General features: G+C 60.6%; 15 protein-coding genes. 2 read left to right on the top strand and 13 right to left on the bottom strand.

What is annotated here, in order from left to right:
• Window positions 1-69: 69 nt before the first annotated feature.
• The 9 genes from hutH to hutC form a co-directional block, all read right to left on the bottom strand.
• Window positions 70-1,602 (bottom strand): histidine ammonia-lyase, encoded by a 1,533-nt coding sequence (gene hutH, locus AB4N47_RS21250; protein WP_341638406.1) that lies wholly within the window; start codon window positions 1,600-1,602, stop codon window positions 70-72.
• A 116-nt stretch (window positions 1,603-1,718) separates the two neighbouring features.
• Window positions 1,719-3,242: an HAL/PAL/TAL family ammonia-lyase gene (locus AB4N47_RS21255; protein ID WP_460154334.1), complete on the bottom strand. Its 1,524-nt coding sequence runs from the start codon at window positions 3,240-3,242 to the stop codon at window positions 1,719-1,721.
• A 184-nt stretch (window positions 3,243-3,426) separates the two neighbouring features.
• The gene (locus AB4N47_RS21260; protein WP_016772086.1) at window positions 3,427-4,257 is read right to left on the bottom strand and encodes a quaternary amine ABC transporter ATP-binding protein; all 831 of its coding nucleotides are present in this window, start codon (window positions 4,255-4,257) and stop codon (window positions 3,427-3,429) included.
• Window positions 4,254-5,105, bottom strand: a complete 852-nt coding sequence (locus AB4N47_RS21265) for an ABC transporter permease (RefSeq protein WP_016772087.1) — start codon at window positions 5,103-5,105, stop codon at window positions 4,254-4,256. The genes AB4N47_RS21260 and AB4N47_RS21265 overlap by 4 nt, the downstream gene beginning before the upstream one ends.
• A 68-nt stretch (window positions 5,106-5,173) precedes the next feature.
• Window positions 5,174-6,142, bottom strand: a complete 969-nt coding sequence (locus AB4N47_RS21270) for an ABC transporter substrate-binding protein (RefSeq protein ID WP_123444029.1) — start codon at window positions 6,140-6,142, stop codon at window positions 5,174-5,176.
• 71 nt (window positions 6,143-6,213) lie between these two features.
• Window positions 6,214-7,686: a purine-cytosine permease family protein gene (locus tag AB4N47_RS21275; protein WP_122747968.1), complete on the bottom strand. Its 1,473-nt coding sequence runs from the start codon at window positions 7,684-7,686 to the stop codon at window positions 6,214-6,216.
• Between the two features lie 148 nt (window positions 7,687-7,834).
• A complete protein-coding gene (hutU, locus tag AB4N47_RS21280; RefSeq protein ID WP_016772090.1) occupies window positions 7,835-9,523 on the bottom strand; it encodes a urocanate hydratase in 1,689 nt (562 codons plus the stop codon).
• 471 nt (window positions 9,524-9,994) lie between these two features.
• Complete coding sequence (locus tag AB4N47_RS21285; protein ID WP_341638404.1) at window positions 9,995-10,567, bottom strand: HutD/Ves family protein; 573 nt, start codon at window positions 10,565-10,567, stop codon at window positions 9,995-9,997.
• Window positions 10,564-11,274 (bottom strand): histidine utilization repressor, encoded by a 711-nt coding sequence (gene hutC / locus AB4N47_RS21290; RefSeq protein WP_162803449.1) that lies wholly within the window; start codon window positions 11,272-11,274, stop codon window positions 10,564-10,566. The genes AB4N47_RS21285 and hutC overlap by 4 nt, the downstream gene beginning before the upstream one ends.
• Window positions 11,275-11,420: 146 nt before the next feature.
• Between hutC and AB4N47_RS21295 the strand changes: the two genes are divergently transcribed.
• Window positions 11,421-12,785, top strand: a complete 1,365-nt coding sequence (locus AB4N47_RS21295) for a formimidoylglutamate deiminase (RefSeq protein ID WP_341638403.1) — start codon at window positions 11,421-11,423, stop codon at window positions 12,783-12,785.
• Window positions 12,786-12,871: 86 nt separating this feature from the next.
• On the opposite strand, the gene AB4N47_RS21300 is transcribed toward AB4N47_RS21295, so the two are convergent.
• Both AB4N47_RS21300 and AB4N47_RS21305 read right to left on the bottom strand, forming a co-directional pair.
• Window positions 12,872-13,441, bottom strand: coding sequence for a lipocalin family protein (locus AB4N47_RS21300; RefSeq protein ID WP_016772094.1), 570 nt, complete (start codon window positions 13,439-13,441; stop codon window positions 12,872-12,874).
• Window positions 13,442-13,470: 29 nt separating this feature from the next.
• A complete protein-coding gene (locus AB4N47_RS21305) occupies window positions 13,471-13,725 on the bottom strand; it encodes a hypothetical protein (RefSeq protein WP_016772095.1) in 255 nt (84 codons plus the stop codon).
• Window positions 13,726-14,006: 281 nt separating this feature from the next.
• Between AB4N47_RS21305 and AB4N47_RS21310 the strand changes: the two genes are divergently transcribed.
• Entirely contained in the window at window positions 14,007-15,899 is a 1,893-nt protein-coding gene (locus tag AB4N47_RS21310) for a methyl-accepting chemotaxis protein (RefSeq protein WP_341638402.1), read from the top strand.
• A 310-nt stretch (window positions 15,900-16,209) separates the two neighbouring features.
• Here AB4N47_RS21310 and AB4N47_RS21315 read toward each other — a convergent pair whose 3' ends face one another.
• A complete protein-coding gene (locus AB4N47_RS21315; RefSeq protein WP_341638401.1) occupies window positions 16,210-16,812 on the bottom strand; it encodes a DUF924 family protein in 603 nt (200 codons plus the stop codon).
• 3 nt (window positions 16,813-16,815) lie between these two features.
• Window positions 16,816-17,826: a class 1 fructose-bisphosphatase gene (locus AB4N47_RS21320; protein ID WP_016772098.1), complete on the bottom strand. Its 1,011-nt coding sequence runs from the start codon at window positions 17,824-17,826 to the stop codon at window positions 16,816-16,818.
• Between the last annotated feature and the right edge of the window lie 107 nt (window positions 17,827-17,933).

Raw genomic sequence — 17,933 nt, forward strand, 5'->3', positions numbered from 1 at the left:
GCGTCACTGTACGCGGAGCGTCCCTTGAGGCATTCCCGCGCAGAGCGTGGGAACGATCAGTGGGTAGGGTTAAAGGCTCGGCAAAAGCTTCGCCGGCACCAGCTCGGTCAAGCACCGCGACGCCAGCAATTGCGTCGCAGCATTGATGTCCGGCGCAAAGAAGCGGTCCTTCTCATAGAACGGCACTTCCTTGCGCAAAATCGCCCGTGCCTGTTCAAGCTTCGGCGAGGTCTTCAGACCGTTGCGCAGATCCAGGCCCTGCACCGCCGCCAGCCATTCCACGGCGAGAATGCCGCGAGTGTTCTCGGCCATTTCCCACAAACGCTTGCCGGCGGCCGGGGCCATCGATACGTGATCTTCCTGGTTGGCCGAGGTCGGCAGGCTGTCCACCGAATGTGGATGGGACAACGCCTTGTTTTCGCTGGCCAACGCCGCAGCGGTGACCTGGGCGATCATGAAACCGGAGTTCACCCCGCCATTGGCCACCAGGAACGGTGGCAGTTGCGACATGTGCTTGTCCATCATCAGCGAGATGCGCCGCTCGCTCAGCGAGCCGATTTCGGCGATGGCCAGGGCCATGTTGTCGGCGGCCATGGCCACCGGTTCAGCGTGGAAGTTGCCGCCGGAAATCACGTCGCCTTCGGCGGCGAATACCAAAGGGTTATCGGAAACCGCGTTGGCTTCCACTGCCAGCACTTCAGCGGCCTGACGAAACTGGGTCAGGCAGGCGCCCATGACTTGCGGCTGGCAGCGCAGCGAGTACGGGTCCTGGACCTTGTCGCAATTCTGGTGCGAGGCGGAGACTTCGCTGCGCTCACCGAGCAGATCGCGGTACGCGGCAGCGGCATCGATCTGACCTTTCTGCCCACGTGCGGCATGAATGCGCGCGTCGAACGGCGAGCGCGAACCGAGCACGGCTTCAACAGTAAGACTGCCCAGCGCCACTGCACCGGCAAACAGATCCTCGCCTTCGAACAAACCGCGCAGCGCAAACGCCGTGGAAACCTGGGTACCGTTGAGCAGCGCCAGACCTTCTTTAGCCGCTAACGTCAGCGGCGCCAGGCCGGCGACTTTCAGCGCTTCGGTGGCCTCAAGCCATTCGCCCTTGTAGCGGGCCTTGCCCTCGCCCAGCAGCACCAGCGACATGTGCGCCAACGGCGCCAGATCGCCCGACGCACCGACCGAACCTTTCAACGGAATATGCGGATAGACCTCAGCATTGATCAGCGCGATCAGCGCATCGATCACCTGCCGACGGATCCCGGAAAAACCACGGCTGAGACTGTTGACCTTGAGCACCATGATCAGTCGCACAAGGTCATCACTGATCGGCTGGCCGACGCCGGCCGCGTGCGAGAGCACCAGCGAACGCTGCAGGTTCTCCAGGTCTTCGCTGGCGATGCGCGTCGAGGCCAGCAGACCGAAACCGGTGTTGATGCCGTAGGCGGTGCGGTTCTCGGCAAGGATCTGCTCGACGCAGGCGACGCTGGCCTCGATCTGCGCGCTGGCGCTGTTGTCGAGAGTCAGTGTGACCGGATGCTGGTAGACGTCACGCAGTTGGGCCAGGCTCAGTTGGCCGGGGATCAGGTTCAGCGCAGTCATTAAAATGCTCCTGTTAGGCATTGTTATTAACTACCAGTCGCTCCGGAGCATTCCGTTATCCGTCGCTTCTCGTCTTGTGAACGATCCACGCCTTGGCACGCTGGTATGGGTAGTTGTCAGTGCAAATTCGGGAGAACGTTGTGCGGCAGATTCGGGTTTTTCAACACGGTCGCAGCGGCAGCGATATCCGGCGCCAGCCAGCGATCCTGATCGTAGGCCGGGACCGTTTCGCGCAGCAGTTTCCACGCGCGGTCAGTGCCCACGCCAAAGCGCTGTTCCTTGAGGAATTCAAACGCCTGCGCCGCCAGCAGGTATTCAATTGCGAGGATCTGCGTGCAGTTTTCCAGCGCACGATGCAGCTTCAGCGCGGCGTTGGTGCCCATGCTCAGGTGATCTTCCTGCAGGCCCGAGGTGATGTAGTTGTCGAGCACCGCCGGTTGCGCCAATTGACGGTTTTCCGCACACAGCGAGGCGGCGACATATTGCACGATCATCATCCCCGAGTTGACCCCGGGATTGGCCACCAGAAACGCCGGCAGACCGCTGACGTGCGGATTGACCAAACGGTCCAGACGGCGCTCGGCAATCGAGCCGATTTCGGCCATGGCAATCGCCAGCAGATCCGCCGCCATCGCCACGGATTGACCGTGGGGGTTGGCCTGCGACATCACCCGGAAATTGTCCGGCGTGCCCAGCAGTAACGGGTTGTCGGTGCAGCCGTTGAGTTCGGCTTCGACCTGTTTGATCGCATGCTCCAGTTGATCACGGGCGGCGCCGTGAACCTGCGGGATCGAACGAATGCTCAGCGCATCCTGAGTGCGAATGCCTTTGCTCGCGGCGATCACTTCGCTGCCATCGAGCAAGGCGCGCAGGTTGTTGCCGACCTGCTGCATGCCCGGATGCGGCTTGAGCGCAATGATCTCGGCATCGAAGGCATCGATCTGGCCGCGCTGGGCTTCGAAACTCATCGCACCAATGACATCGGCCCATTGCAACAGCCGCGTGGCATCGGCAATCGCCAGACAACTGAGGCCGGTCATGCACGGCGTGCCGTTCACCAGACACAAGCCATCCTTCGCACCGAGTTGCACTGGTTGCAGGCCTTCTTCGGCCAACGCCTGTAGCGCCGAGGTGATCTTCCCGCGATAGCTGACGTTACCGACGCCGAGCAACGCGATGCCGATGTGCGCCATGTGCGTCAGATAACCCACCGAACCCTGCGACGGCACCTGCGGAGTGATGCCGCGATTGAGCAGCGCCAGCAGCCCTTCGACCACGCGCCGATGCAGGCCGGATTTGCCGTGGTTGTAGTTGTGGATCGCGGCACAGATGATTGCGCGGGTCTGTTCATCGCTGAGCACCGGGCCGACACCACAGGCATGGGTGAGCAAGGTATTGCGCGAGAGTTGGCTGAGCTGTTCGTCTTGCAGCGATACGTTGGACAGACCGCCGAGACCGGTGTTGACACCATAGGCGCGCTCGCCGCTGGCGACGATGCGCTGAACGATGGCCTGAGCGTTGTCGATGCGCGCCCAGGTGTCGCTGGAAAGATCCAGCGGCGCACCGTGACGGGCGACAGCGACCACGTCCTGCCAACGTAGAGGGCTGCCTGTGATAACGATTTTTTCAGCCTGGGACATCTCTAACCTCATACCAATTCTGTTGATGCCGGTAACCCTGTGGTGAGGGGATTTATCCCCGTTGGGTGGCGAAGCCGCCCCAAACCATGCCCGCAAATCCGTCAGACAGACCGCAGTGGCCGGTTTTACGACTGCTTCGCAGCCGAACGGGGATAAATCCCCTCACCACAACGGCCACTCAGCGTCACACCACCGCCGCGCGCCGCTGCACAAACCGGTCGACATACTCATCCGCCGGCGAATGCAGGATCTCTCTTGGCGTGCCCACCTGAATCAACCGGCCATCCTTGAGAATCGCGATGCGATTGCCGATGCGCACGGCTTCGTCGAGGTCGTGGGTGATGAAGACGATGGTTTTGTGCAGGGTCTTTTGCAGCTCCAGCAACTGGTCCTGCATCTCGGCGCGGATCAGCGGGTCCAGCGCACTGAACGCTTCGTCCATCAGAATGATGTCGGTGTCCGCCGCCAATGCACGGGCGAGGCCGACGCGCTGACGCATGCCGCCGGAGAGCTGGTGCGGGTATTTGTTTTCGTAGCCTTTGAGGCCGACGGTATTGATCCAGTGCAGCGCGCGTTCGGCGCAGACCTGCTTGCTCTCGCCGCGCACTTTCAGGCCATAGGCGACGTTATCGAGCACGGTCTTGTGCGGCAGCAGGCCGAAGCTCTGGAACACCATGCTGATCTTGTGTCGACGAAATTCGCGCAGGGCGTCCATGTCGTACTGCAGGATGTCCTCGCCATCGACCAGAATCGCCCCGCTGGTGGGGTCGATCAGGCGATTGAAGTGCCGTACCAGGGTGGATTTGCCCGAGCCGGACAGGCCCATGATCACAAAGATTTCGCCGGTGCCGATGCTCAGCGACAAGTCGTTCACGCCGACCACGCAACCGGTTTCGTTGAGCACCTGATCCTTGCTCTTGCCCTGGCCGACCATGGCCAGCGCGTCCTTGGCGCGGTTGCCGAAAATCTTGAAGACGTTGCGTACTTCGATCTTGCTCACGCTTGCATTGCTCATTTGCTCACCTCATGGCGTGGCCGACCGTACGCTTGAGTGATGCGGTCGATGACCACCGCGAGAATCACGATCGCCAGCCCGGCTTCGAGGCCACGGCCGACGTTGAGGGTCTGAATCCCCACCAGTACGTCTTCACCGAGGCCACGGGCGCCGATCATCGAAGCGATCACCACCATCGACAGGGCCATCATCGTGGTCTGGTTGATCCCGGCCATGATGCTCGGCAGCGCCAGCGGCAGTTGCACGCCAAACAGTTGCTGCCAGCGATTGGCGCCGAAGGCGTTGATCGCCTCCATCACTTCACCGTCGACCTGGCGAATACCCAGATCGGTCAAGCGAATCAGCGGCGGCGCGGCGTAGATCACTGTGGCGAAAATCGCCGGCACCTTGCCCAGGCCGAACAGCATCAGCACCGGAATCAGGTACACGAAACTCGGCATGGTCTGCATGATGTCGAGCAGCGGCATCAGCACCGAACGCAGGCGATTGCTGCGCGCCGAGAGAATCCCCAGCGGGATGCCGATCAGCACCGAAATGATCGTCGCGACCATCATCAGCGCCAGGGTCTGCATGAGTTTGTCCCACAGGCCAACGGCGCCGACGAGGAACAGCAGACCGACAATGACTGCCGTGGTCACGACTTTGCGCGTGGCGTGCCAGGCGATGACACCGACGATTGCCAGCATCAACCACCACGGCGCCGCACGCAGCAAACCTTCGAGACTGACGATGGCCCACAGCAGCGTGTCGGAGATATGCCGGAACACATCGCCGTAATTGGTCACCAGCGAATCGACCCAACCGTTGACCCAGTCGGCGATGGAAAAGGTAAAGCTTTCGGGAAACATAAGGGACTCTCAATCAAGGGGTTGCGATCAAGCGTCCGGCTGCCGTACTGGCAGCCGGGAAACCTGACCTACAAGGCCGCGTCGATTTTCTTGGCTGCGTCGTCGCTCACCCATGCGTGCCAGACTTCAGGATGTTCCTTGAGGAAGATTTTCGCCAGTTTTGCCGACTCGATACGTTCCTTGGCCATGCGCCCGAGGTTCTGATTAAGCAGATCGATCGGCAGGTTGACCTTTTCCAGCACGGCGACCAGTTCCGGGGCTTCGTCGTGGAAGGTTTTCGACAGGCCGACCTTGATGCTAATGGTCTTGTTGCCCTGCGCCTGGTCTTCAAGCCTGACCGCGTCGATCTGGCCCATCAGCGGCGTCGGCGACCAGTAGTAGAAAAGGATCGGCTCGCCACGCTTGTAGCTCGACAGCACTGCCGCATCCAGCGCAGGTCCTGTGCCTGGGCGGAAGTTGGTGTAACTGTTTTCCAGGCCATAACTCTTGAGCATTTCGCTGTTGTCGAGCTCGCAGGTCCAGCCGGCCGGGCAGTTATAGAAGCGGCCCTTGGACGGCTCTTCGGCGTCCTTGAACACGGCGGAATACTTGCCCAGGTCAGCGATATTTTTCAGGTCCGGGGCTTTCGCCTCGAGCTTGCGCTTGGCGTCGCCTTCGATCACGTAACGCGGCACGTACCAGCCTTCGACAGCACCCACCACTGGCGCGCCGACACCGATGACCTTGCCGGCCTTCTCGGCCTTGTTCCAGACCTCGCTACGGCCGACCCACTCTTCGGCGAACACTTGAATATCGTTGCTGCTCAGGGCGTTTTCCATGGTGATGGAATTGCCCGGCAGGCTGTCGGTCTTGCAGCCGTAACCTTTCTCCAGCACCACTTGCAGCACGTCGGTCAGGAGCATGCCGCTCTCCCAGTTCAGCCCGGCGAATTTCACCGGTTTGCCCGATTCGCACCAGCCGGCGGCTTGCGTCGCACCGGCACTGGCCAACAGGCCCATGGACAGCAATGTGGTCAGCAGGGTCTTGTTCGATTTCATTGTCGTGACGCTCCTAATCATGAATGGGCTTACGGCAGTTCAAGAGGCATCCAGCCTGGTCCACGTCCAGATCAGGCCTGCGCCGCAGCGCGACCGGCCCCGCTCGTTTTTGCTTGTTGGGTGCTGTTCTGCTCGACCGGCAGAATCAGGCGATCGGGCACTGCGCTGTGCCATTTCTTTGCGCAGAAGTAATAGACGGCGGCCGGGAGAACCAGGCCGATGATCCAAGAGATATCCACATCCCCCAGCGCTGCTACCAGCGGCCCGGTGTAGAACTTGGTCGAGATGAACGGCAGCTGCACCAGCACGCCGAACACATAGACGCTGATGCCGAGCAGGTTCCAGCGGCCGTAGCGGCCGTTCGGATCGGCCAGCGCCGGCACGTCGTAACGCTCGCGGGTGATGCAGTAGTAGTCGACCAGATTGATCGCGCTCCACGGGGTGAAGAAGGCGAGCAGAAACAGGATGAACGACTTGAACGCACCGAGGAACGAGTGCTGCCCAAGCAGGGCAATCAGTGTCGCCGCGCCGACGATGAACAGCACGAAGATCAGCCGCTGCATGCGGGTAACCGTCAGGTGCCCTTTGAAGCCACTGATGATGGTGGCGATGCACATGAAGCTGCCGTAGGAGTTCAGCGTCGAAATGGTCACCTTGCCGAACGCGATGCTGAAGTACAGCAGCGCGGCGGTGGCGCCGGTGCCGCCGAGGCCGACGATGTAGGCGACTTCATGGCCAGCGAATTGACCGTTGGCCGATGCGGCGGCAAACACGCCGAGGATCATCGCCACCTGCGCGCCGATCACCGAGCCTGCGCCAGCGGCGAAAAAGGTTTTCACCGATGAAGTGGCGCTCGGCAGGTAGCGTGAATAGTCCGCCACATACGGGCCGAAAGCGATCTGCCAGGACGCCGCCAGCGACACCGCCAGGAGGAAACTGCTCCAGCTGAAATGACGAATCTGCAGGAGCGCACCAACGTCGGTCTGGCTCATCAGCCGCCAGAACAGGAACACAAAAGCGATCACGCCAATCACGCTGGCGACGCGGCCGATCCAGTGGATTACCCGATAACCGAGCACCGTGACCAGCACGATGACACTGGCGAAAATCAGGATGCCGACACTGTCGCTGACACCGAACAACTGCCCCAACGCCTGCCCGGACAGCACTGTCCCGGTTGCGGTGAAACCCAAGTACATCAGGCATACCAGCACGATCGGAATCGCTGCGCCATAAACGCCGAATTGCACACGGCTGGAGATCATCTGCGGCAAGCCCAGTTTCGGCCCTTGCGCGGCATGCAGCGCCATCACACCACCGCCGAGCAGTTGGCCGATCAAAAGACCGATCAACGACCAGAACACATCACCGCCAAGCACCACGGCCAGGGCCCCGGTGACGATCGCGGTGATCTGCAGGTTGGCGCCCATCCACAGGGTGAACTGGCTGAACAGACGACCGTGTCTTTCCGCTTCCGGGATGTAGTCGATCGAACGCCTTTCGATCAACGGTGTACTGCCTGCACGTTCGTTGTTAACCGCCATGATTCAACCTCTGTGGATTGCTATTCGGGTTCACTGAAATTCCTCTGTGGGAGCGAGCCTGCTCGCGAATCGGGTGTATCAGGCACAGCAGTAGCGACTGACACGACGCCTTCGCGAGCAGGCTCGCTCCCACATAAACCAGAGCGTGTTACCCGCCAGTAATCATCGGCAGATTCAGCCCCTGCTCTTTCGCGCAGTCGATGGCGATCTGGTAACCGGCATCGGCATGGCGCATGACGCCAGTCGCCGGGTCGTTGTGCAGCACGCGCGCGATGCGCTCGGCCGCTTCGTCAGTACCGTCGCAGACGATCACCATCCCCGAATGCTGCGAGAAGCCCATGCCGACGCCGCCGCCGTGGTGCAGCGACACCCAGGTCGCGCCGCTCGCGGTATTCAGCAAAGCATTGAGCAGCGGCCAGTCGGAGACGGCGTCGGAACCGTCCTGCATCGATTCGGTTTCGCGGTTGGGACTGGCCACCGAGCCGGAGTCGAGGTGGTCGCGGCCGATCACCACCGGGGCCGACAGCTCACCGCTACGGACCATTTCGTTGAAGGCCAGGCCGAGCTTGGCGCGCTGGCCCAGACCGACCCAGCAGATACGCGCCGGCAGACCCTGGAAGCTGATGCGCTCGCGGGCCATGTCCAGCCAGTTGTGCAAATGCGCGTCGTCGGGGATCAACTCTTTGACCTTGGCGTCGGTTTTGTAGATGTCCTGTGGATCACCCGACAGCGCCGCCCAACGGAACGGGCCGATGCCACGGCAGAACAGCGGACGGATGTAGGCCGGCACGAAGCCCGGGAAATCGAAAGCGTTTTCGACGCCTTCTTCCTGAGCCATCTGGCGGATGTTGTTGCCGTAGTCGAAGGTCGGGATACCCTGCTTCTGGAACTCCAGCATGGCTTTCACATGCACCGCCATCGACTGCTTGGCGGCTTTGATCACAGCGGCTGGTTCGGTCTTGGCGCGGGCGCGGTATTCATCCCAGCTCCAGCCGGCTGGCAGGTAGCCGTTGAGCGGATCGTGGGCGCTGGTCTGGTCGGTGACCATGTCCGGGCGCACGCCACGCTTGACCAGCTCCGGCAGAATTTCCGCCGCGTTGCCGAGCAGGGCGATGGAAATCGCTTTGCCTTCTTTGGTGTATTTGTCGATGCGCGCCAGAGCGTCGTCGAGGTCTTTGGCTTGCTCATCGACGTAACGGCTTTTCAGGCGGAAATCGATGCTGACCTGCTGGCATTCGATGTTCAGCGAGCAGGCGCCGGCCAGGGTGGCGGCCAGCGGTTGTGCGCCGCCCATGCCACCGAGGCCGGCGGTGAGCACCCAGCGCCCCTTGAGGTCGGCGTTGTAATGCTGGCGCCCGGCTTCGACGAAGGTTTCGTAGGTGCCCTGAACGATGCCCTGGCTGCCGATGTAGATCCAGCTGCCGGCGGTCATCTGGCCGTACATGGCCAGGCCTTTGGCGTCGAGTTCGTTGAAGTGTTCCCAGCTCGCCCAGTGCGGCACCAGGTTGGAGTTGGCGATCAGCACGCGCGGCGCGTTGCTATGAGTCTTGAATACGCCGACCGGCTTGCCCGACTGCACCAGCAGGGTTTCGTCGTCATTCAGGTTGGTCAGGCTCTCGACGATCTTGTCGTAGCACTCCCAGTTGCGCGCGGCGCGACCGATGCCACCATAGACCACCAACTCTTTCGGGTTCTCGGCGACTTCCGGGTCGAGGTTGTTCATCAACATGCGCAGCGGCGCTTCAGTCAGCCAGCTCTTGGCGGTCAGCGTGTTACCGCGTGCGGCGCGGATCTGCACGTCACGAAACTTGTTGCTGTTCTGGGTATTGTCAGTCACGAAAAAGACTCCTCAGCGATCAATTCAAACCAACCCTGGCAGTGGGCAGCAGCCTGCGCGCTGTGCTGCGCGACAAGCGAATCAGTGGACGCTGCGGAGAGTCTCGGACGACTCATACGCATACGTCTTTACTTGTACATACAAGCATATGCAATCGAGCGGCCAACTTGCTGGAGGAGTGTTCAGGAAAAATCACGGGCATGGCTGGAGAGCGCCTGAATCGAGGGTTCTGGCGGGGATGAAATTTTTACGGGGTGTGATTGAGGACGGTGGGGCCTGGCTGGGTGGGCCGGGTTTTGCGCCACGCTGGGGCGTTCGGTAACAAGTTGGTGCGTGGAGGGAAACAAGAGTGGGGATGGATTTTGTGGCGAGGGGATTTATCCCCGCTGGGCTGCGCAGCAGACCGCTTTTTTTAATCAGGAATGGGGCCGCTTCGCGACCCAGCGGGGATAAATCCCCTCGCCACAGGGGTCAGCTTTGGAGAAGTTCGACTATGCAGCAAGCGCCATGGGTGGAGACTTCGACCAGCCCGCTGTTGCCGTCCAGTTGCAGACAATCATGCCGCCCGAGCTGCGAAACGCCGTCGCCAACACGCACGTCCATCCGCTCACTGACACTGAACACCAGCACCGTCGATGCCGAGCTGAAGAACCGCTGCTCGCCGTCCAGCCACTGCAATCGCGCGCTGTAACGTTGCGGCGCGTAGATCAGATTGAAATCGCGAATCGCACCGCCGAGCAAGATGCAGGACACTTGGCTTTCGCCGCTGAAAGCAAACGGGTCCAGGGGTAACAATGGCCGGGTATCGTCACCGTCGACGCACAAGGTCATGCCGTCGCCCTGCAACACAGTGATGACTCGCTGGTAACCGGCGAATGTCGAGAAACCGCCCGATTCGGTGATGTCGGCAATCGACAGACGCCAGCCGAAACCGTCCAGGCCAGCGCCGGCATCACGGGTGATTTCCTCGGTACTGCCGCCGCCGTTTTTCCACGGCATGCGCGGGTAGCCTTCGGCGCGTAGAACCTTCACTTGATAATTCATTTATGAAAGCGCCCTTCCAGACGATGACGCGAGCCCGGGTGGATCAAACGCGCCGCCGTCACCGGTTGACGCCCCGACCAGGTTCGCCGGCGGATCAGCAAGCACGGCTCGCCCTTTTCGATCTGCAGCAACTTGCACTCCGACGGCTCGGCAAGGATGGCTTCGACCACATGTTCGCCCTCGGTCAGCGGCGCGACCTGATTGAGATAGGCATAAGGCGTTTGCAGGGTGAAATCCTGCTTGAGGTATTCCGGCGCGACCAGGGCGTTGACGAAACGGTCTTCGATTTGCACCGGAATGTCGTTTTCGTAATGCACGATCAGCGAGTGGAAGACCTTCTGACCTTCGCGCATGTCCAGCGCCAAGGCGCGTTCGGAGCCGGCAGCTTCTTCTTCGAGGGTGATGACCTGGCAGGTGTGGCGATGGCCGCGCGAGGCGATTTCGTCGGCAATGTTATGCACCTCGAACAGCGCAGACTGGCTCTTCGGTTCGGCGACAAACGTGCCCACGCCTTGCATGCGCACCAACAGGCCGTCGGCGGTCATCTCGCGCAGGGCGCGGTTGATGGTCATGCGGCTGAAGCCGAGCTGGCTGACCAGTTCGCTTTCGGACGGCACGCGGTAGTGCGGCGGCCAGTTACCGCTGTCGATCTGCTGGGTAATCATCTGTTTGACGCGGGCGTACAAAGGCGCCGGACTGTCGCCCATGTTCGCGGCCAACGGAGAAACTGGAGGCGGAGTCGGCACGGTTGATCCCTGTTCATTGGATGAAAGTGACTAGCTTGCCGGAGTTTACCGGGCAGGCAAACGTCTGTATATGTATATACAAATAACACACGATGGGGTGCCGAACGATGTCCGCCTTCTTTGCCGAACGCGCACTGCTGCCTGAGGGATGGGCCAACAATGTACGTCTCGAGGTCAGCGCCGATGGCCTGTTGACCCGAATCCAGGCCGATTCCAGCGCAGACGGCGCCGAACGGCTGCGCGGGCCGTTGCTGCCGGGAATGCCCAATCTGCACTCCCACGCCTTCCAGCGCGCCATGGCTGGACTGGCCGAAGTGGCCGGCAACCCCAACGACAGTTTCTGGACCTGGCGCGATCTGATGTACCGCCTCGTCGGAAAAATCAGCCCCGATCAGCTCGGCATCATCGCCCGTCAGCTGTACATCGAAATGCTCAAGGCCGGTTACACCTCGGTCGCCGAATTTCACTACGTGCACCACGACAGCAACGGCCAACCGTACGCCGATCCGGCGGAACTGGCGTTGCGCATCAGCCAGGCCGCCAGCGAAAGCGGAATCGGTCTGACCCTGCTGCCAGTGCTCTACAGTCATTCCGGTTTCGGTGGCCAGACGCCAAATGATGGCCAGCGCCGCTTTATCAACAGCACTGAAAACTATCTGAATCTGCAAGCGCGGTTGCAGCCGTTACTGGCGCAGCAAAAGGCGCAATCGCTGGGCCTGTGTTTCCACTCGTTGCGTGCGGTGACGCCGCAGCAGATCAGCGAAGTGTTGGCGGCCAGTGACAAACAATGCCCGGTGCACATCCATATCGCCGAGCAGCAGAAAGAAGTCGACGATTGCCTGAGCTGGAGCGGTCGCCGTCCGTTGCAATGGCTGTATGAAAATACTGAAGTCGATCAGCGCTGGTGTCTGGTCCACGCCACCCACGCCAACCCGGAAGAAGTCACGCTGATGGCCAACAGTCGCGCGATCGCCGGGCTGTGCCTGACCACTGAAGCGAATCTGGGTGACGGGATTTTCCCGGCGGTGGATTTTCTTGCCCAAGGCGGGCGCATGGGTATCGGTTCCGACAGCCATGTGTCGCTGAGCGTAGTGGAAGAGTTGCGCTGGCTGGAATATGGCCAGCGCCTGCGCGATCAGCGGCGTAATCGCTTGTATGGCGCGCAGCAGCCGATGGTCGGGCGCACCCTGTATGACGCGGCGCTGGACGGCGGTGCACAGGCACTGGGTCAGCCGATCGGCGCGCTGGAAGTGGGCAAGCGCGCGGACTGGATTGTGCTCGATGGTAACGATCCATATCTGGCGACTGCCAATGGCGACGGCATTCTCAATCGCTGGTTGTTCGCCGGCGGCGATCGCCAGGTGCGCGATGTGCTGGTCAATGGTCAGTGGGTGGTGCGCGATGGCCGGCATGCTGGCGAAGAGCACAGCGCCCGAGCCTTCACCCAGGTCCTGCGTGATCTTTTAGGGTAAGAAAAGCAAAAGATCGCAGCCTTCGGCAGCTCCTACACGAATGCATTCTCATGTAGGAGCTGCCGAAGGCTGCGATCTTTTCGCTCTTAATTAGAGGTCTTGGCCATCTGCCGGTCCGACGCCCGCCAGATCAGGCGTGTGGTGTCGTAACCCTGCTGACGCGCCTTGCTCAGCAATTCTTCGCGCACTACACCGTTGACGGTCGGAGTGCGTGACAGCAGCCACAGGTACTTGCGACTCGGATCGCCGACGATGGCGGTCTTGTAATCGTCGCTGACGTACAACACCCAGTACTCGCCCTTTGCCACACCCGGCACCAGGCGCGAGAACCAGTTATCGAATTCGACCCAGAGCTTGTCGGTCTTGCCCGGCACTTGTGGGTAAGCCGTGCCCTTTGCCTCTTCCCACTGCCACTCCGGGGTCAGGCAACGATTGAGCACGCCGACATTGCCGTCAGGCTTGAGTGTGTAATGGGCTTCGGATTGCGCGCAGTGGCGCTGGAAGTACATCGGCAAGCGTGCCAGTTCATACCAGGTGCCCTGATAACGCTTGAGATTGACGCTGTTGACGGTCTTGGGCGCCAACGGGTCGACGCCGGAAGTGGCGCAGCCAGCCAGTACCAGGCCAGCAAAAAGGATCAGCAATAACCGCTTCATTTTTTTCTCCGTGGGCGCGAAGCCCCGGTTTACTTCAGGCCTTGGCCGGAAAACATCAGCACTTTGTCACCGGCGTATTGCACGCTGATAAAGCTGTTCTTGTCGCCCCAGGTGCAGCTGGACATACCGAGCGCGCCCGAGCAATCAGTGGGCTTGCCGAGAAGGGTTTCCACTTCGGACTTGGCCATGCCGGCCGAGAGCTTGGAGTAGTTTTCCTGATTGACCTTGCTGCATGCGGCCAACAGCACGCAAAACGACAGCAGGGCGATAGATCGCAGCGACATGGTGAAACTCCTGGAACGAGGGGGGATGGCATGGTGCCAACCAGAAGCTTAGAAGAGAAAAGTGTCATCTGGTTCCGTGACCGAACGCCTATTTATCAGCCCGCCCGTCCGGCTTTTGTCGGTAAATCAAAAACTTTGTGAAGCCGACGAGCATTTCGTCGACTTTCCCTGCAAGCGCCTAATCTTTGGCGCGGCGCGGTCGAAATAAGAGCAGCGCAACGCTGCCGATTATGGCAAATTGCCGCCCTTTCCTGACCAGCCCCTTCGCGGTAGTTCATTCGATGACCAGAAACATGAAATTCAGCCACAAGATTCTGCTGGCTGCTGCCCTTGTGGTGGCCGTTGCGTTCGCCTGTTTCATCTTCTTCAACGACTATCGCCAGCGTCAGGCCTTGAGCAGCAGCACCGAAGCGACCATGCAGGAGCTGGGCAGCCTGACCACCAGCAACATTCAGACCTGGCTGGAAAGCCGCATTCAGCTGCTGCAATCGCTGTCGCAGCAAGTCGCCGTCGATGGCAATGCGCCCGCCAGCCTCAAGCGCATCATTGACCTGCCCGCCTACACCGGCAATTTCCAGCTCAGCTATTTCGGTGGCGCTGACGGTGTGATGTTCTCGGTGCCGGCCGGCAACCGTGCGCCGGACTACGATCCACGGGCGCGCGGCTGGTACAAAGCGGCCAACAGCGCGCAGCAGACCATCGTCACCGAACCGTACATTGCCGCTTCGTCGGGCAAGCTGGTGATCACCGTCGCCACGCCGGTGCAGCGTCAGGGCCAGATGCTCGGCGTGGCCGGGGCCGACATTGACCTGACCAGCGTCAGCGCGATCATCAACTCGCTGAACTTCGGCGGCCACGGTCATGCGTTCATCGTCAGCGCCGAAGGCAAGATCCTGATTCACCCGGACAGCAAACTGGTGCTCAAGACCCTCGCCGAGGCCTATCCGAACGGCGCGCCTCAAGTCAGTCCGGGTTTGAAAGAAGTCGAGTTCGACGGCAAGACCCAGTTGATTTCCTTCACTCGCGTCAACGGCGTGCCATCGGCTGACTGGTACGTGGCGCTGGTGCTCGACAAAGACACCGCGTTCTCGATGCTCAGCGAATTCCGCACCTCGGCGCTGATCGCCATGGTCATCGCCGTGCTGATCATCATCGGCCTGCTTGGCATGCTGATTCGCGTGCTGATGCAGCCACTGCTGACCATGGGCCGCGCGATGCATGACATCGCTGAAGGCGAAGGCGACCTGACCAAGCGTCTGGTGATTCACGGCAACGATGAATTCGGCGCGCTGGGCACTTCGTTCAACCGCTTCGTCGAACGCATTCATACGTCGATCCGCGAAGTGTCCTCGGCCACCGGCCAAGTCAACGAAGTCGCCCTGCGTGTGGTCGCTGCCTCGAACTCGTCGATGTACAACTCAGACCAGCAGGCCAGCCGCACCAACAGCGTCGCCGCCGCGATCAATCAGCTAGGCGCCGCCGCTCAGGAAATCGCCCAGAACGCCGCCCTCGCCTCGCAGCATTCCAGCGATGCGCGCAGCCTCGCGGTCGACGGCCAGCAGGTGGTGGATAAAACCATCAACGCCATGCAACAGCTGTCGGCAAAGATCAGCGATTCTTGCGGCAACATCGAAACGCTTAACAGCAACACGGTGAACATCGGTCAGATTCTCGAAGTAATCACCAGCATCTCCCAGCAGACCAACCTGCTCGCACTCAACGCCGCCATCGAAGCCGCGCGCGCCGGTGAAGCCGGACGCGGATTCGCCGTGGTCGCCGACGAGGTGCGCAACCTCGCGCACCGCACCCAGGATTCGGCGCAGCAAGTGCAGAAGATGATCGAAGAGTTGCAGGTCGGCGCACGTCAGGCAGTAACCATCATGACCGAGAGCCAGCGTGAGAGCGAAAGCAGCGTCGGCATCGCCAACCAGGCCGGCGAGCGTCTGGGCAGCGTGACCCAGCGCATCGGCGAAATCGACGGCATGAACCAGTCGGTGGCCACCGCGACCGAAGAACAGACCGCCGTGGTCGAGTCGATCAACGTTGATATCAACGAGATCAACACGCTGAATCAGGAAGGGGTAGAGAACTTGCAGGCGACGTTGCGCGCCTGTTCGGATCTTGAGCAGCAGGCGGCGCGGTTGAAGCATCTGGTCGGCAGCTTCAGGATCTAAGCTGCGGCCTCAGGCCTCTTCGCGAGCAGGCTCGCTCCCACAGGTATCTCCGGTGGTTACACAATTTGAGTGCACCACCAAATCCTGTGGGAGCGAGCCTGCTCGCGAAGGCGGCCTGCATCACGCAGAATGTCTTCAATACAAACATCGGGAATTTGCCAGATGAACAAGAAACACAACGGGGTTCATCCAGATCAAATCACATTATTGGCAATCCTTGCGCTGGGTAGCGAGGAAATCGATCGCGGAAACTATACAAACGCTGAAGACGTATTTCTTGCGCTAGATGAACTGGATCCAGCCCAGCAAACTAGAACCGTGATCCAGGTTCGGAAAGAAATACCAACTCTTCAGCCGTAGACTCCCGCCCCAACACCGCATTGCGATGCGGAAATCGGCCAAACCGGGCAATCACCTTCCGATGCCGCTCGGCATAGTCCAGGTTATCGGCAAATACCGCCCGCTCCGACTCTGGCTGTTCAGCCACCAATTCAATAAATCTGGAAACGGCTTCATTCTGCACCGCGAGGTTTTCGCAGTGTTCGAATACCAGATAAATGAATACCCGCTGAATCGGTTTCAATTGCCGATCGAAATCCGCTGCAATGCCTTGGGCGACGAGCTTCTGTGCGCGCAGATCACCGGAAAACGCTTTGGGGGTTTCGCGATAGATCATGCGTGGCAGTTGATCGAGCAACAGCACCACCGCCAGCAAGCCTTCGGGACATTGCGTCCACTCGGTCAATTCGCCGGCAAGGGCCTGATCGACAAAGACCCCGAAACGCGTCTGCGCTTCGAGGTCTTGGCTGTTTCGCTTGCCGAACCACAACTTGCCCTTTTCGGCCGCTACTTCGCTGGCTGATTCGGCGTGTCCGAACCACCAGTCGAGCAACGGCTGCCAGGGCGCGTGCATGGTTTATTCCTTGTGGTAAGCCGTGGCGCGGGCGACTTCTTCTTTCGAACCGAGGAACACTGCAACGCGCTGGTGCAGGCCTTCCGGCTGGATGTCGAGAATACGCTGGTGACCGTCAGTGGACGCGCCGCCGGCTTGTTCGACGAGGAACGACATCGGGTTGGCTTCGTACATCAGGCGCAGCTTGCCCGGTTTCGACGGCTCGCGGCTGTCGCGCGGGTACATGAACAGACCACCACGGGTCAGGATGCGGTGGACGTCGGCAACCATCGCCGCGACCCAACGCATGTTGTAGTTCTTCTTCAACGGGCCTTCTTCACCGGCCAGCAGCTCGCCGACATAGCGCTGCACCGGGGCTTCCCAGTGACGCTGGTTGGACATGTTGATGGCGAACTCCTGAGTGGTTTCAGGAATGGTGATGTCTTCGTGAGTCAGGACGAAGCTGCCCATTTCGCGATCGAGGGTGAAGCCTTTGACGCCGTCGCCCAGGGTCAGCACCAGCATGGTCTGCGGGCCGTAGATGGCGTAACCGGCGGCCACTTGCTGAGTGCCTGGCTGCAGGAAGGCTTTTTCGTTCAGCGGCTCGTTCTGGCTCAGGTACTCGTTCGGGCAACGCAGTACCGAGAAGATCGTGCCGACCGGGGCATTGATATCGATGTTCGACGAGCCGTCCAGTGGGTCGAAGACCAGCAGGTATGCGCCTTTCGGGTATTTGCCCGGGATCTGGTAGGCGTTGTCCATTTCTTCGGACGCCATGCCGGCCAGGTGACCGCCCCATTCGTTGGCTTCGAGGAGGATCTCGTTAGAGATCACGTCGAGCTTCTTCTGCACTTCGCCTTGCACGTTCTCGGTGCCCATGCTGCCCAGAACACCACCCAGGGCGCCTTTGGACACGGCGTGGCTGATCTCCTTGCAGGCACGCGCTACCACTTCGATCAAAAAGCGCAGATCGGCAGGAGTGTTGTTGCTGCGGGTCTGCTCAATCAAATAGCGACTCAAGGTAACGCGGGACATGGACGGCTCCGGTGGAATGGGGGGCGGAAAACCCGCGCAGTTTACAGGGAGTCTGAAAACCTAGCGAGCGAAGACGCCGGCTAACGTGCGCCTGGGTGTATTTGCCT

The sequence above is a fragment of the Pseudomonas sp. S3_G06 genome (genome assembly GCF_054667565.1).